Origin of the sequence: Bittarella massiliensis (ex Durand et al. 2017), assembly GCF_017566145.1 — a bacterium.
Taxonomy (GTDB): Bacteria; Bacillota; Clostridia; order Oscillospirales; family Ruminococcaceae; genus Bittarella; species Bittarella massiliensis_A.
Genome location: NZ_JABFCL010000003.1, coordinates 245,334 through 260,277 on the forward strand (window position 1 = coordinate 245,334; position 14,944 = coordinate 260,277).

12 protein-coding genes, 1 tRNA gene and 1 riboswitch are annotated in these 14,944 nt (G+C 58.2%); of the genes, 5 read left to right on the forward strand and 8 right to left on the reverse strand.

All coding sequences use genetic code 11. From position 1 onward, the window contains the following. Positions 1-56: 56 nt before the first annotated feature. Both HJY11_RS05520 and HJY11_RS05525 read right to left on the reverse strand, forming a co-directional pair. Positions 57-2,507: a hypothetical protein gene (locus HJY11_RS05520; protein ID WP_208074992.1), complete on the reverse strand. Its 2,451-nt coding sequence runs from the start codon at positions 2,505-2,507 to the stop codon at positions 57-59. A gap of 146 nt (positions 2,508-2,653) precedes the next feature. Then, positions 2,654-2,858: riboswitch (cobalamin riboswitch) on the reverse strand. Between the two features lie 443 nt (positions 2,859-3,301). Further along, positions 3,302-3,375: transfer RNA gene (locus HJY11_RS05525), tRNA-Gly, on the reverse strand. 178 nt (positions 3,376-3,553) lie between these two features. Between HJY11_RS05525 and HJY11_RS05530 the strand changes: the two genes are divergently transcribed. Continuing rightward, positions 3,554-3,994, forward strand: coding sequence for an EamA family transporter (locus HJY11_RS05530; protein ID WP_243764208.1), 441 nt, complete (start codon positions 3,554-3,556; stop codon positions 3,992-3,994). A gap of 296 nt (positions 3,995-4,290) precedes the next feature. Here HJY11_RS05530 and HJY11_RS05535 read toward each other — a convergent pair whose 3' ends face one another. The 4 genes from HJY11_RS05535 to HJY11_RS05550 form a co-directional block, all read right to left on the reverse strand. Continuing rightward, the gene (locus tag HJY11_RS05535) at positions 4,291-4,452 is read right to left on the reverse strand and encodes a hypothetical protein (RefSeq protein WP_208074993.1); all 162 of its coding nucleotides are present in this window, start codon (positions 4,450-4,452) and stop codon (positions 4,291-4,293) included. Between the two features lie 280 nt (positions 4,453-4,732). Beyond that, on the reverse strand, positions 4,733-5,398 hold the full coding sequence (locus tag HJY11_RS05540) for a manganese catalase family protein (RefSeq protein WP_208074994.1): 666 nt from the start codon (positions 5,396-5,398) through the stop codon (positions 4,733-4,735). Positions 5,399-5,492: 94 nt separating this feature from the next. Further along, a complete protein-coding gene (eno, locus tag HJY11_RS05545; protein WP_208074995.1) occupies positions 5,493-6,779 on the reverse strand; it encodes a phosphopyruvate hydratase in 1,287 nt (428 codons plus the stop codon). Further along, positions 6,772-7,977 (reverse strand): amidohydrolase, encoded by a 1,206-nt coding sequence (locus tag HJY11_RS05550; RefSeq protein ID WP_368041544.1) that lies wholly within the window; start codon positions 7,975-7,977, stop codon positions 6,772-6,774. The genes eno and HJY11_RS05550 overlap by 8 nt, the downstream gene beginning before the upstream one ends. 144 nt (positions 7,978-8,121) lie before the next feature. On the opposite strand from HJY11_RS05550, the gene HJY11_RS15450 reads away from it, so the two are divergent. Beyond that, positions 8,122-8,250 carry a hypothetical protein gene (locus HJY11_RS15450; RefSeq protein ID WP_279571033.1) on the forward strand — a complete coding sequence of 43 codons (129 nt, stop codon included), beginning with the start codon at positions 8,122-8,124 and terminating at the stop codon, positions 8,248-8,250. Positions 8,251-8,400: 150 nt separating this feature from the next. Here HJY11_RS15450 and HJY11_RS05555 read toward each other — a convergent pair whose 3' ends face one another. Both HJY11_RS05555 and thiW read right to left on the reverse strand, forming a co-directional pair. After that, positions 8,401-9,816 carry a LysM peptidoglycan-binding domain-containing protein gene (locus HJY11_RS05555; protein WP_208074996.1) on the reverse strand — a complete coding sequence of 472 codons (1,416 nt, stop codon included), beginning with the start codon at positions 9,814-9,816 and terminating at the stop codon, positions 8,401-8,403. A 206-nt stretch (positions 9,817-10,022) separates the two neighbouring features. Beyond that, on the reverse strand, positions 10,023-10,538 hold the full coding sequence (gene thiW / locus HJY11_RS05560; protein WP_208074997.1) for an energy coupling factor transporter S component ThiW: 516 nt from the start codon (positions 10,536-10,538) through the stop codon (positions 10,023-10,025). Positions 10,539-11,612: 1,074 nt separating this feature from the next. Between thiW and HJY11_RS05565 the strand changes: the two genes are divergently transcribed. Genes HJY11_RS05565 through HJY11_RS05575 form a run of 3 tightly spaced genes read left to right on the forward strand, consistent with a single transcriptional unit; the run spans position 11,613 to position 14,932 of the window. Then, positions 11,613-12,431 carry a glycosyltransferase gene (locus HJY11_RS05565; RefSeq protein ID WP_208074998.1) on the forward strand — a complete coding sequence of 273 codons (819 nt, stop codon included), beginning with the start codon at positions 11,613-11,615 and terminating at the stop codon, positions 12,429-12,431. Between the two features lie 34 nt (positions 12,432-12,465). Then, entirely contained in the window at positions 12,466-13,479 is a 1,014-nt protein-coding gene (locus HJY11_RS05570; RefSeq protein ID WP_208075115.1) for a polysaccharide biosynthesis protein, read from the forward strand. A 37-nt stretch (positions 13,480-13,516) separates the two neighbouring features. After that, positions 13,517-14,932: a lipopolysaccharide biosynthesis protein gene (locus HJY11_RS05575; RefSeq protein WP_243764258.1), complete on the forward strand. Its 1,416-nt coding sequence runs from the start codon at positions 13,517-13,519 to the stop codon at positions 14,930-14,932. Positions 14,933-14,944: the final 12 nt, after the last annotated feature.

Here is a 14,944-nt window from a genome sequence, read left to right on the forward strand (position 1 = left end):
ACCGGCGACGGGGCCGGTCGCCCTTTCTGGCGGGTGGGTGCGAACAGATGCGCCGGTCAGGTCCGGCGGCGTTTGCAGGCGAGAGCCAGCGAGACGGAGGCCAATGCGGCGGCCAGCAGAGCGGCCGGGGCAGAGGCGTCGGCGGTGTTGGCGCTGGCGTCTCCCTTTTCGCCCTCTTCTGCACCGGGTTCATCCAACAGGGCGGCGGCCTGCTGGGCGACCTCGTCGGCCAGTTGGCCGTTTTGCAGGTACTTCAGGTCTCCCTCCAAGATGCCGCTGCGGTACCCCTGGATCTCCTGGGCGATCGCCAGCAGCGAGGCGGCATTTTCGGCGGTGACGGGGATGGGCTGGCCGTCCTTCATCAGCAGTTGGGCGGTCATCAGGTTGACCAGGTCCACCTTGGCCGGGCTCAAGTACTGCTCGATCGCAGAAATTTTGGCCAGGTCGGCGGGGAGCAGCCCCTCCAGCGCCCGGTCCAATTCCCGGATGAGGGTGCGGCTTTCCAGGGTGATCTCCACCCCGCCGAGGGATTCGGCAATCAACTGGCCGGCAGCGGCCATCTGCTCCTCGATGGCCGCCACCCGGGCGCGGCTGTCGGCCAGCTGCTGCCGGTTGGCAAGCCGCTCCTGCTGCGCAGGGGCGAGGGCCTCATAGCGCGATTGCAGACTGTCCACCGCGGCCCGGTCGCCGGAGGTGAGGGCGTCGAGGGCGGGAAGGGCGGCAATGTCTGCGTCCAGCTTCTGGACGGTCTCTTCCTGGCGCAGGGCCTCGATGGCTTCGGCCGCCTTTTGCAGGGTGTCGGCGCCGGCAATCTGGGACTGCTCCTGGGGGGAGAGGGCCTCATAGGCTGACAGCAGGGCGCTCACCTTGTCCGCGTCTTGCAGGGTGAGGGCCGAGAGGTCCAGGGAGGCGATCCCCTGGTTGATGCGGGCGATGGGGTCGGCGGTGGAGAGGGCCAAAATCTCCTCCAACTTGTCGCGGTTTGTCACCTTGGCTTGTTCCCCGGCGGGGAGGGCGCGGTAGCGGGCGTCGATCCGCCGGGCCTCCGCCAGGTTGATGTAGCGGTAGGAATTGGCGTCGGGCAGCCGCTCGATCTGGCGCTGCACGTCGGCGGCGGTGATGGCGGTGTCCCCCGTGTTGCCGTAGCAGTAGAGGTAGCTGGCGTCGTTGTACCAGATGAGGGAGCCGTTGGGGGCGATGGCGATGCTCTGGTTGCAGTACTGGCGGCGGCCGATGCCCGGGACCACCTCCATCTGGGGGGCGGTCTGCCCCTCCCTATCCTTTAAAATAAAGAGGTTGTCGGAGGACTCGTTGGCCACAAAGTAGAGATAGACCTGGTTGCCGTTTTCGGCGGTGGCGTAGGCGGTGGTCAGGGCGGCGGAGCCGGCGCTGTTGACGGCGGCGGTCTGATAGATGGTGGTCATGGTGTTGACGTCCACGACAAAGACCGGCATTGCGGCGCCAAAGACCTGGCCGGCCAGGTAGAGCCGGTCGTTGTAGATGACCGGAGAGGACTGGGTGTCGCCCCCCGAGATGCCGGCCGTCCACTCCCGCAGGCTGGCCTGATCCAATTTGCCGTCGGGGAGCAGCTTGTAGCTGCGCACCGCCGCCCCCGCTGTGGGGTGGCCGGAGGAGAGGTAGACGCGGCCGTCCTTTTCGTAGTAAAAGGGGGTGGAGCGGGCATTGTAGCCGCTGGGCAGCGAGAAGGTGTCGGCCACCGCGCCGGTCTTGTAGTTGACCGACCAGACGGCGCTGGAGCCGGTGTAGTTGGCGTCGGTAAAGACGACGTAGTCCCCGGCAAAGGCCGCGCCGTTTGCGTTGAAGCCGGCGTCGGAGGGGGAGGCGACGGTCCAATTGGCGGCCTTGACCTCGGTGGCGCTGGCGGGGTCTTGGTCGGCGGTGTCAAAGCAGGCGTAGACCCCACCGGTGCGGTAGGAGCCGGTGAAGACCCGCCCGTCGTGGCAGATGACCGGGCTCTGCATGGCCGTGCCCGGCAGCTCCTCGGTGACGTAGAGCTGCTCGAGGGTCTCGGCGTCAAAGACCCGCAGGAAGTTTTTCTGCACCCCGGTGGCGTCGGCGTCCAGGTTGTTGACCTCGCAGGGGACGAAGATCTTGCCGTCCCCCGCGCCCAGGGTCATGACAAACTGGTTGTGGTCCGCGCCGAAGACCGGCGCGCTGGCCACCTCCCTGCCGCTGTCCAGCTCGTATTTGCGCAGGTGCTGGAAGCTGTAATTGTAGACGTAGTTTCCCACCACCACCGGGGTGCCAGAGGAGTCGCTCCACCCGCTGGACGGGCCCACCTGCTTTTCCCACTTGAGCTCGATCTCGCCGGCGGTGGTGGGGGCCTTGGCGTCGGAGACGCCCTTGAGCCCATCGGTTCCTAGAAACTGGGGCCAGCCCAGTTGGACGGCCGGTTCTGCCGCCAGGGCGGGCAGGCTGCTGGAGGCGCACAGGCAGAGCGCCAGCAACGCCGCTGCCGCCCGCTTTTTTACAGAGATGTTTCCCATTTTTCTCTTCCTCTCGATGGTCGCGGGGAAGGGCAGCCGGGGGAGGACGACAAAAAAGACCGTCGTCCGACGGTCCTTCGTGCAAAAAGGGACGGGGCGCAGGGCGGCCCGGCCTGTTTTGGCACTTTTGTCCTCGGCCGGAACTACTCATACACCCTGTTGCGGCAGGTCTCCTGACTCGGATGTCTCCCTACTCTCCAACGCGCCTTCCCAGGTTCAAAGGACCCAGTGGCGGCAGCGAAGCTGCCGTTGGATTTCGCCATCCTCACAGTAGCGGCGACTGTCACGGATTTTCACCGTGTTCCCTCTTGCTCGACCCCGAAGGGGGCGACCACAACAAACCATTTTATTTTGATGAGACCACTATACCACGGCCCGGGCCCGCAAGTCAATTGGGGAAGAAATTTTGCAGCGGGCGCGCGCCCGGCCGATTTTGTCCCCGGCGGGGCAGGCCGAGATGGCCGTTGACGGGATAACGGCGGCGCGGCTGCAAAAAATAGGGGGGAGGAAGAGGGTTGGACCTCTTTGCAGCGTATTTGGAGCGGCCCTCTCCGGCGCAATGGAAGGGGCGGGCTGCCGCCGCAGCAAGGAGCTCCGCATCCCCTGGGGACAGGCGATGCGCTTTGTGCTGCTGGCGGCGATCATCCGCTTCAACCTGGAGGGCAACCGGGGCTGCACCGCCTTTTGGCGGGGGTGGAGCCCCGCCCTGCCCCCGGCAGAGGGGGTGGGGAAAAGAGCGGGGGAGGAGAAAAAGAAAAAAGCCCCGGCGCAGGTTGCGCCGGAACCTTTTGGTTTGGAGCAGGCGATGGGAATCGAACCCACAACCTCAGCTTGGGAAGCTGATGTTTTACCACTAAACTACGCCTGCACCTGTAAGTGCTCTACTATTATAGTACGGCTTGGCCCCAAACGTCAAGCCCCAGGCGAGAAATTGCAAAAAAATTCCCCTTTCTCCCCCTTCGACAGGGCGGGGGCAATTTTTCAAAAAGGGCGTTGTGCACGGGCGGAAAAGGTGGTATTTTAAGAGGAGAAGGGGGAGGCGCGAGATGAGAGAGGCAAGGGGGGAGAAGCGGGTGTGGATTTTGTACGCGGTGTTGTCGGCGGTGTTTGCCGCCCTCACTTCGATTTTGGCCAAGGTGGGCATTGAGAAGATCGACTCCAACCTGGCCACCGCCATCCGCACGGCGGTGGTGCTGGTGATGGCCTGGGGAATCGTTTTTCTCACCGGCGCCCAGGCGGGGTTGCGGCAGATCGGCGGGCGCAGCCTGGTGTTTTTGGTGCTGTCGGGGCTGGCCACCGGGGCCTCCTGGCTGTTTTACTACAAGGCCATCCAGATGGGGGAGGTCTCCCGGGTGGTGCCCATCGACAAGTTTAGCGTGGTCATCACCATGGTGCTGGCCTTTGTGTTTTTGCACGAGAAGATCACCCTGAAGACCGCCCTGGGCGGGGTGCTGATCACGGCGGGGACCTTTGTCATGATCCTGTGACCCGGCCGGGAAAACAGGGCGGCGCTCGGCAAAGAGGGGCCGCCGGGGCCGGGCAGAGGGGCGGCGGCAGAAGGCGGGAGGAGGCGAAGGCTTTCTCTCCCGCCTTTTTTGTGTGCTGAAAAGGCGGAGGTGGGGGGATCTCCCGCTGCAAGGCGGGCTCACCGCGCTTTTGCCGGCAAGCAGTGCTGCCGGCCTTTCCCGGCGGCGGAAAACCGCCGCCCGCAGGGGATTGGCTATTGGCCAAAGGGGTCCCGGATTTTTTTGAGTTCCTCCCCAGTCCCCATCCAGTTTTCCATCTAGCTGCAGTCGCAGCGGAGATAGCGGATGGCGGGGATTTCCCCCATCAGGGCCATGGTCGAGGTGCAGATGTTGTTGCCGCTGGCATGGCGGCTTGGATTGTCCGGGATGCGGACAATGGTTTGTGAACCGCATTTGGGGCATCTTCCCGCACGCTTCATTTTTTATCCCCCTACTCCTTATATGATAGGGCTGAATATGATAGGGCTGACCGGCAGGGAAATGCAAGGAAAAAGGGAAAAAAGCGTATGAAGTTTGGCCTGTTTGCCCCGCCTTGCCTTGCCTTACTTTGCTCTGCACCTTCACCCGCTGTTTGCAGGGAGAAGAGAGGGGGCAAAGGGTGCCGGGCGGCGGAAAAAGAAAAACGACACCGCCAAGGCGATGCCGTTTTGGGGCAGAGGAGAGAATTTTTTGTGGGTCTCCGCTGCCCCTTCGCGGGGACTAGATATTGAAGCTGGGCGGCTGCTTTTTGGCTGGGTCAAAGGACTGGCCGCCGGGGTAGGACAGGTCAAAGTAGATGCGGGAATCCACCATGGTGCCCCAGTTTTTCTGGCTGCCGGTGTCCTGAATGCGGTTGAAGGCCTCGCGGAACATGGTGTTGTGGGCCTCCTCCCGGTTGAGGAGGAAGTCGATGGTGTCCCGTACCCCCTTGTCGTCGATCTGGCGGTAGAGGTACTGGTAGACCACCTTGGCCCGCTGCTCGGCGGCGATGTCCGAGAGGATGTCGGCCGCCAGGTCGCCGGTCTCGTTGACGTAGGCGGCCGTCCAGAGGTAGCCGGAGGCGTTGGCCAGCATGGGGGTCAGCCCGGTGAGGACGTGGGCCTCCACATTCCCCACGGCGGCGTGGGCGGCGTCCAGGTCGTGGCCGTTGAGCAGGTTGACTGCGGTGGCCACCATCTCCATGTGGCAGAGCTCCTCGGCGGCCACGTCCAAAAACAGGTCCTTGATCTCCGGGTCCTTGATGCGCATGCTCTGGGACAGGTACTGCATGGCGGCCTTCAGCTCGCCCTGGGGTCCGCCCAACTGCTCTTGCAGCATGGCGGCGTAGTTGGGGTTGGGCCTGTCCACCTTTACCTCGTGAAGCAACTTTTTCTCGTGTTTAAACAACGTTTCTTCCTCCTTTGGCGCCAGGGGCGCAGCTTTTTTTAAATGGGGGGACGGCCCGCTCTGCCGGCCCCCCGCTGGCGGGAGAGAAGGGCGCTTAGGGGTTCAGGCGGCCAAAGGCCGCCCGGCGGCCCAGCTCCTCCTCGATGGCGAGCAGGCGGTTGTACTTGCAGACCCGCTCGCTGCGGGCGGGGGCGCCGGTCTTGATCTGCCCGGCCGAGAGGCCCACGGCGAGATCGGCGATCGAGGTGTCCTCGGTCTCGCCGCTGCGGTGGGAGAGGATGGCCCGGTAGCCGTTCTGGCGGGCCAGGGACACCGCCTCCGCCGTCTCGCTGAGGGTGCCGATCTGGTTGGGCTTGACCAGCACCGCGTTGGCGGCCCCCGCCTCAATGCCCTGGTGCAGCCGGACGGGATTGGTGACGAAGAGGTCGTCCCCCACGATCTGCACCCGGCCGCCCAGGCGGGCGGTGAGGGCGGCGAAACCGGCGAAGTCGCTCTCCCCCAGCGGGTCTTCCAGGGAGACGATGGGCCAGCGCCCGCAGAGGCCGCACCAGTACTCGGCCAGCTCCCCGGGGGTGAGGGGCTGGCCCCGCTTGGGCAGCCGGTACCCCTCGCCCTGGCTCCACTCGCTGGCCGCCGCGTCCAGGGCGATGGCCAGGTCCGCCCCCGGGCGGTAGCCGGCGGCCTCGATGGCCTGGCAGAGCAGGGCGAGGGCCTCCTCATCTCCCGGCAGGTCGGGGGCAAAGCCCCCCTCGTCCCCCACGGCGGTGGAGAGGCCCCGCTCCCGCAACAGGCGGCCCAGGCTGTGGTAGACCGCGACGCCCATCTCCATTGCCTGGGAAAACCGCTTTGCCCCCACCGGCACGATCATGAATTCCTGCACGTCCAGGTTGTTGCCGGCGTGGGCGCCGCCGTTTAGGATGTTCATCATCGGCAGGGGCAGGGTGCAGGCGGCCGCCCCGCCCAGCCAGCGGTAGAGGGGCAGTTCCCGGGCGGCAGCGGCGGCCTTGGCGCTGGCCAGGGAGAGGGCCAGAATGGCGTTGGCCCCCAGGCGGGACTTGTTCTCGGTGCCGTCGGCGTCGAGCATGGCCCGGTCCACCGCCAGCTGGTCGTCGGCGTCCAGGCCGGCGAGGGCCTGGGCCAGCGCGCCGTTGACGTGGGAGACGGCCCGGGTCACCCCCTTGCCGCCAAAGGGCTGTCCGCCGTCCCGCAGTTCCTGCGCCTCAAAGGCACCGGTGGAGGCGCCGGAGGGAACCATCGCCTCGCCCACTGCGCCGCAGCGCAGCCGCACCCGGGCGGCGACGGTGGGGTTGGCCCGGGAGTCAAAGACCTGCCGGCCGCTCACGGCGGAGATGGCGGTGGGGAAACCAGATTTTTCATCCATTTTTTTGTCCTCCTTGCATTTTGTTCTGGCGCTCCTGCCGGTGGTCGTAGAGCACCTCGCCCCCGATGAGGGTGTAGAGGGTTTGGGTGAACACCTCCATGGGGTTGCCGGAGAAGACGGCGATGTCGGCGTCCTTCCCCGGCTCCAGGGTGCCCAGCCGGTCGTCCACCCCGCAGATGGCGGCGGCGTCGCAGGTGATGGCCCGCAGGGCCCCCATGACCCCCAGCCCCTCCCGGGCGGCGATCCCCGCGCAGATGGGCAGGTACTGGAGCAGGGAGACCGGGTGGTCGGTGGTGATGGCCACTGTCACCCCCTCGTCGGCCAGGACGCCCGCGGTCTTGAAATCGGCGTACTGCACCTCCACCTTGTTGCGAGAGGCGATGGAGGGCCCGACGATGGCGGGGAAGCCCGACTCCTTGACCTGCCGGGCGATCAGGTGGCCCTCGGTGCAGTGGTCCAGGGTGAGGCGGAGATCGAACTCCCGCGCGATGCGGATGGCGGTGAGGATGTCGTCGGCCCGGTGCGCGTGGGCCTTGAGGGGGATCTCCCGGCGGAGCACTGGCAGCCAGCACTCCTTGCGAAAATCCTCCTCAAAGGGGTCGCCGTTTTGCCGGGCGGCCTCCTTTTTGGCCAGGTAGGCGCGGGCGGCGGTGAGCTCTTCCCGCAGCATTCCGGCAATGCTCATGCGGGTGGCCGGCATCTTGCCCTGGCCGCTGTAATTGGTCTTGGGGTTTTCGCCGAAGGCGACCTTTATGGCCGCCGGGGCCAACACCACCATCTCGTCCACGCTGCGGCCGTCGGTCTTTAAAAAGGCGAACTGGCCCCCCACCACATTGGAGCTGCCCGGGCCGATCATGGCGCCGGTGATGCCCGCCCGCACGGCGTTGTGAAAGGCCGCGTCCATGGGGTTGATGGCGTCGACGGCCCGCAGGTAGGGGGTGATGGGGTCGGTGGTCTCGTTGCAGTCGTCCCCCTGCAGGCCGGTCTTCTCCTCGCTGATGCCCAGGTGGCAGTGGGCCTCGATGATGCCCGGCAGGATCCAGCCGCCGCCGGCGTCCAGCACGGTGGCCCCCGCCCGCTCTTTTGGGGTGCAGTGGGTGTCCACCCGCAAAATTTTGCCCTCCTCAATAAGGACACAGCCGTTTTCGATGGGGCCTTCACACATGGGAAAGACCCGCCCGTTTTCAATGATCAGCACGCTTTCGCCGCCCTTCAGTGATTCCTTGTTTTGGCAGTATTAGCATGGCTTTTTCCCCCTCTTTTATGCGGCGCCGGCTGCATAAAAAGGCGGCGATGGGCGGATACTAACAGCGTACTTTTGAACGGAAAGGGGGGTCAATTCATGTACGAGCAGAATCAGCAGAACCAGCAGCAGAGACAGCAGCGCCAGAACCAGCAGAACCAGCAGCAGAAAAAGCAGCAGCAGAACCAGCAGAATCAGCAGAACCAGCGTCAGAACAACAACGACTAGTGATCTGGTGATTTGAGGGCCGGAGCCTTGAACCGCTTTTTGTGAGGGCGGCTCAGGGCTCTGGCTGTTTTTGCGCTATTTTTTGGGGGGCGGTGGGGTATGTAGGGGGGCGAGGGCCCGCCCCCCTGACGGCCTGTCTTTGCCGCCGGGTCAGTTGAGTTTGAGCACCTGTCCGGGGTAGATGAGGCGGGGGTTTTGCAGTTCGTTGATTCCCGCGAGGCGGTTGACGGTGGTGCCGAAGCGGGTGGCGATGGACCAGAGGGTGTCCCCCCGCTGCACGGTGTAGGTGATGGCCCCGCTGCTGGCGGCGCTCGCCTGGCCGGCGGAGATTTGCAGCACCTGCCCGGGGTAGATGAGGCTGGGGTTTTGAATGCCGTTTTCGGCGGCGATCGATGAGACGGTGGTGTCAAAGCGGGTGGCGATGGACCAGAGGGTGTCCCCCCGCCGCACAGTATAGGTGGCGGCGGACACAGAGGAGCGGTCGACCGCCGCACCGGAGGAGGCGGCCCCTACCCGAAGAACCTGCCCGGGGTAGATGAGACTGGGATTTTGGATGCCGTTTTCAGCGGCAAGGGCCGAGACGGTGGTGCCAAAGCGGCGGGCGATGGCCCAAAGGGTGTCCCCTCGCCGCACGGTGTAGGTGATGGGCCCGCCGGAGGCGCCGACGGTGCCGCTGCCGGCATGGCCGGGCAGGCGCAGCACCTGCCCGGGATAGATGAGGCTGGGGTTTTGGATGCCGTTGAGGGAGGCCAGCCTCCCCACAGTGGTGCCGAAGCGACGGGCGATGGACCAGAGGGTATCTCCCCGCTGCACGGTATAGCTGCCGCCGGCGGACACCGGCGCAGGGGCGGCGACGGGGGGCAGAGGGTCGCTGTCGCTGCGCAGCAGGGCCTGGGTGAAGCGGTCCAGGTCCACCCGGCCGGAGATGCCGGGCAGCTGGCCGTCGTCGGCGTACTGCCAACCGGCCCAGCTGGACCAGGCATTTCCGGCGCTGGGCTGGTCGACCCCGTACGCGGCGACCCACAGGGGGTAGGAGGAGAAGCGGCTGTCGAAGACGTCTCGGGCGTTGGAGGCGTCGGCATAGATGGCGCAGGGGTTGCCGGTGACCGCCTCCAGTTCCTCTAGAAAGGCCAGGCCGACGTCGCCGATCTCCCCCCGGCTCAAGGAGCCAAAGGCCTCAAAGTCCATGGCCAGCAGGCAGTCCGGCTGGGTGCCGCCCGCCAGCGAGGCGAAGAAGCGGGCCTCCTGCCGGGCCTGGTCGGCGGTGCGGGCGGTCACGTAGTGGTAGAGCCCCACCAGCAGCCCCGCGTCCTTGGCGCGGCGGTAGTTTTGCCGGTAGAGGGGGTCCTGGTAGTCGCCCCCCACCCCGGCGCGGATATAGACCATCTCGACGCCGGCGGCGCGGACGGCGGAAAAGTCGATGTCTCCCTGCCACTCGCTCACGTCAATGCCGCGGTATTCCCGGCCGGGGGCCGGGTCCAGGGCAAAGGCGGGCAGCGCGCAGCCCAGACAGAGCAGGGCGGCGAGCAGGGCGACAGCCCATTTGCGAAAAGGGCGGTCAAACACGGTTGATCCCTCCCATTTGGTGTAAGGTGAGGTGCGCAGTCGGCGCACACCACCAGGTTATGAGCGGAGGGGGAGGGGGGTGTTTGGAGGGGAAAAAGGGAAGCCTTTTTGAAATAGAAAAGCGGGGGGCCGGATGGAAAAGTCCGTCCGGCCCCCCGCTTTTGCGACGGGTACAGGCAAAGAGAGAAAATGGGTTTGCGGGGCCTTTAGCCCTCTACGCCCTTTTGCAGCCGGGCGAGCACCCCCGCGCGCTGTAGAGCGCCGATGAGCAAAACGGCAATGACGGTCCCCCCCAGACTGGAGATGCCAAAGGGGAGGACGTAGGCAAACAGGGCCGTTTCCTTGGCCATGACGAGGGTGGCCATTGGATAGGCGGCCAGCGCACCCAATAGGCCGGTGCCGACCAGTTCGCCCAAATAGGCCAGGGAGAGCTTTTGACCGGCTCGGTAGAGCAGGCCGCAGAGCAGGGCGCCGCACATGCTGCCGGGAAAGGCGAGAAGGCTGCCGGTGCCCAGCATTACCCGCACCAGGCTGGTGCAAAAGGCCATGCCGGCCCCGTACCAGGGACCGAGAAAAACGCCGGCGAGGATGTTGACCAGGTGCTGCACGGGAAAGCACTTGGAGGCCCCCACCGGGATGGAGAGGGGAGAGCAGACGACGGCGACAGCCACCAACAGCCCGGCCAGGGCCAATTTGCGGATGTGGGAGTGGGACGATTGCAAGAGAAAGACTTCCTTTCCGGGTAAAATAGAGATGGAGCGGGCCAAGCAGGACCCGCCCCATCTGGGCTGCGGCGTATTCCCTGCGTTGGCATTGTCCAAATCAGGTTTAGGGTCGGCGCCGCGCCAGCGCCCTCTCAGCCCACTGCGGTGAGCTCCCCGTTTGCTGCCTTTATTATAGAAGTGGTTGGAACAAAAAGCAAGGAGCAGGGCCCGATCATTTGAAAAGCAAGGAGAAAAAGGCAGAATTCCCAATGGAAAAGGAAAGAGAAATACGGCCGGTGAAGGATTGCCAAACAAGTTGGACAGAAAGGGAAGCAAGAGATTTACGGGGGGAGAGCCAGGAAAGAGACATCATCGGTCTATTGAGCACATTTGGTGCACAGTGAGCTGAGCAGCAAAGCCGTTGAGGGAAGAGAAGCGGTGGGAGTCGTAGAAACGCCTTTGGCCCTTGCGGTGACTGTGCCAATCTTGCTGTTGTGACGCGGAGTATAGGGACGGATGAGCTTGAGGCGGATACCGAACTTAGCGGCGGTGGTTTTGAACAAAGCAGACACATCTTTTTTGGAGTAAAGAAATGGTTGGTAACCTCGAAACAGTAGTCGGTCTGGAGGCATTCCATAGTAATTCCCTGGCATTTGTATCATTTGGCCGGATATTTTAGGAAGCCAACGAAAGAGTAAGTGAACTGCTTGTCAGCGGTCTGTAGGACCGATACGCCAGAATCTTCACCATTATATCTCACTGCGCTTTCTAGAAGTAAGGTATAAGAGCTATATTTATTGTATTTCATGCAGGCGCGGCTTTTGCTATACTTCTCGGCATATTTTATCAGAGATTGACGGTATGCCACGCCTTTCGTTGTGCTTTGCTCATGAACGATGTGGCCTTCTCTCGGTCTGGTTAGGTATAGTAGCTCGGTTTTAGACGTGAGGGCTGCTTTCTTTATTGCCGTTGTTTTAATTGTCCAATATGTATGGTGTTCCTACAGTTGGCAGCTGGCGAAAAGCTCGGCGACTATTGAAAAAAATAGCTGGGTGTAGTACTATGATTAAAATATAAAAGTGGGGGAATATTGTGAGTTACTCGGTTCTAATGACGGTGTATAAAGGGGAAAAAGCTTCTAATTTAGATGTTGCGATACAAAGTATGCTAAAGCAGACAATTGTAACCGATGATTTTGTCATTGTTTGCGATGGGGAATTGACCACAGATTTAGATATGATCATTGAAAAATATGTAAAAATGCACCCAGGTGTTTTTAACGTTTTTCGCTTTCCAAAGAGAGACAATTGGGCAGCTGTCTTAAATGATGGCCTTGCAATGTGTAAAAATGAATTGGTGGCTCGAATGGATAGTGATGATATTTCTTTGGAAACGCGCTGTGAAAAACAATTAAAGTGGATGGCTAAAAACCCCGACACTGCTGTTATTAGTGTTGGAATTGCAGAGTTTGGGAATGATGATCCCTCCTGCATTCTGTCCAACAGGATTCTGCCTACAAAGAGTCAAGGCCTTGCACATTTTGCAAAATATCGGTGTCCTCTTAACCATGCAACGGTAATTTATAAAAAGAGTGCGGTGCTTGAAGTAGGGGGATATGAGAACTTTTCTCAATATGAGGACTATCAGCTTTGGATGAAAATGATAAAAAAAGGATATGTCATAGATAATATACAGGAGCCACTTTATTTAATGAGAGCTGGCGATGACTTATACAGACGTAGAGGAGGAAAAAAATACTTTGAAAACATGAAATGCTTTAAAAGATGGATGAAAGACCAGGGCTTTTTGTCCATATTTGAATATGCTTATTTACTTGCAGCGAATGGTCTTGTTGTATTGATGCCTAGTTCGTTTAGAAAATGGGTTTACTGCTGCTTTTTAAGAAAGTAAAAAATATGGAAATAGGGGGCTTACTAAAATGAGTATTTTTACAGGCAAAAAACTTCTTATTACCGGAGGAACGGGTAGCTTTGGAAATGCGGTACTCGATCGGTTTTTGAAAACTGATATTGGAGAAATACGTATTTTTTCTAGGGATGAAAAAAAACAAGATGACATGCGGAAGAAGTATAAAAGCGATAAAATTCAATTTCATATTGGCGATGTGAGGGATGTCCAGAGTTTGCGAAATGCAATTTATGGGGTAGACTATATTTTTCACGCGGCAGCTTTAAAACAGGTGCCGAGTTGTGAGTTTTATCCTTTGGAGGCTGTAAAAACAAATGTTTTAGGAACTGAAAATGTTTTGACAACGGCAATCCAAGAGGGCGTGAAGAATGTAGTTTGTCTATCTACTGATAAGGCGGCGTATCCAATTAATGCAATGGGAATTTCCAAGGCAATGATGGAGAAGGTGATTGTCGCTAAAGGTAGAGCAGTAGGCGGGGGAAATACTGTCATATCCTGCACGAGATATGGAAATGTAATGTGTTCTAGAGGAAGTGTAATACCGCTTTTTGTTGAGCAGATTAAGGGAAATTTGCCGCTTACCATTACTGACCCTAAGATGACGCGCTTTTTGATGAGTCTCGACGAGGCAGTGGAGTTGGTTCTTTTTGCGTTTGAGAATGCGAAGCCGGCGGATATGTTTATACAGAAATCTCCAGCAAGTACAGTAGGAGACCTCGCAACGGCGTTATTAGAACTGTTTCATGCCAAAAATCCAATTAAATTTATTGGAACGAGGCATGGAGAAAAACTATATGAGACTCTGTTAACGACTGAAGAAAAGATTCGAGCATGTGACATGGGGGATTACTACAGAGTTCCAATGGATGCACGAAGCCTTAATTACGAGAAGTATATTGAGCAAGGAGATACAAAGCTAGAAACTGTTGAGCCATATACTTCCCACAATACTAAATTGCTTTCTGTGGAAGAAATCAAATCCAAGCTGTTAGAGATCCCGTATATACAAGAAGAACTGCGCCAACTCTGACAGGTAGAAGATGAGATGAGGAAATAATTATACTGTGATGCAATCGACAAATACAGTCTCTGACAAGAAAATCAATAGAATAACCATTCTCAATATTATAGGAACACTTGCTTATCAAGGCATTAGTTTTTTGCTGACTCCCATTTTAACACGAGCTTTGGGCTCCTATGATTATGGCATTATTACTATTTACAATACGTGGGTGAATTTTATATATTCGATTATTGGTTTAAGTACGGAAATCGTCATCCCGCGAATAAAAATGTCTATCCCTGAAGAAGAGCAACCGTCTTATATTAGTTCGCTTGCAGGGCTTTCGACGGTCTCATTCGTACTTTTTGGGTGCGTAGCGTTGCTGTTTTCCTCATTTATCTCAAAGACAATAGGATTGGAACCCATTGTTTTAGCAATGTTGGTGATTCATGGGTTTGGGCTAACCCTTGTCAAATTTATCGTTTCATACTATATACAGTACCAAAAAACATTAAGACAGTTTGCCTTTACAATAGTTGTCTCTTTTGCCACCTGTTTATCGACCCTGTTTTTGCTCCAGTTTATTGCACGTCCAGAACAGAAATATTTATGTCAAATCATTGGCTTTGCAATTCCGTATTTTTTAGCAGGTTTGTTAGCGTTGCTTATTTTGCTTAGGAAGGGCAAAAAAATCGTTCGTATCGATGTTTGGAAAATGGCTTTGCCGATATGTTTGCCAATAATTTTTCATTCTACTTCACAAATTGTTCTTGGGCAAAGCGACAAAATTATGATGCAGATGATGTTAGAAAACGGAGTCTCGTTGGCTGGCTTATATGGATTTGCACATACGATAACAGGTGGAGGCTCTATTTTATGGGCGGCGTTGAACAATGCGTGGTCTCCATACTACTATGATTTGTTAAAAAACCAGCAGTTTGATGTAATTGAAAAGAGAAGCAACCGATATATGTTTTTGTTTACATCCTTATATTGTGGTTTTTATTTAATTATCCCGGAGTTCGTAAAAATAATGGGCGGCAGTGGTTTTTGGAGCAGTATTGATGTTATACCGATACTTTATTTAAACGTTTACTTTATTTTTCTTTACTCTTTTGCTGTAAATTATAAGATAGTAAAGGGCAATACGGTTTCCATTGCAGTCAGTACAGTTGCTGCAACACTTTGTAATATTCTGTTGAATCTCATTATGATTCCCACCTTGGGGATGATAGGGGCTGCTCTCGCGTCCCTGACTTCATATGGGTTGCTCTTTTTGTTCCATCATTTGTCACTGAATAAGTATTCTGGCTCTTATAATTATACATTTAAGTATTATTTGGGGGGATTGGCCCCAGTTTTGTGCTGCACAGCTATATTTTATCTCTGCAAAGACATGTGGCTTATCCGCTGGTCTATTGCAGCTTTAATAGGGATTTTATTATTGCTAAAAATTGTGAAACAAAAGTCTCTTTTTTAAGATAGTTGGAGG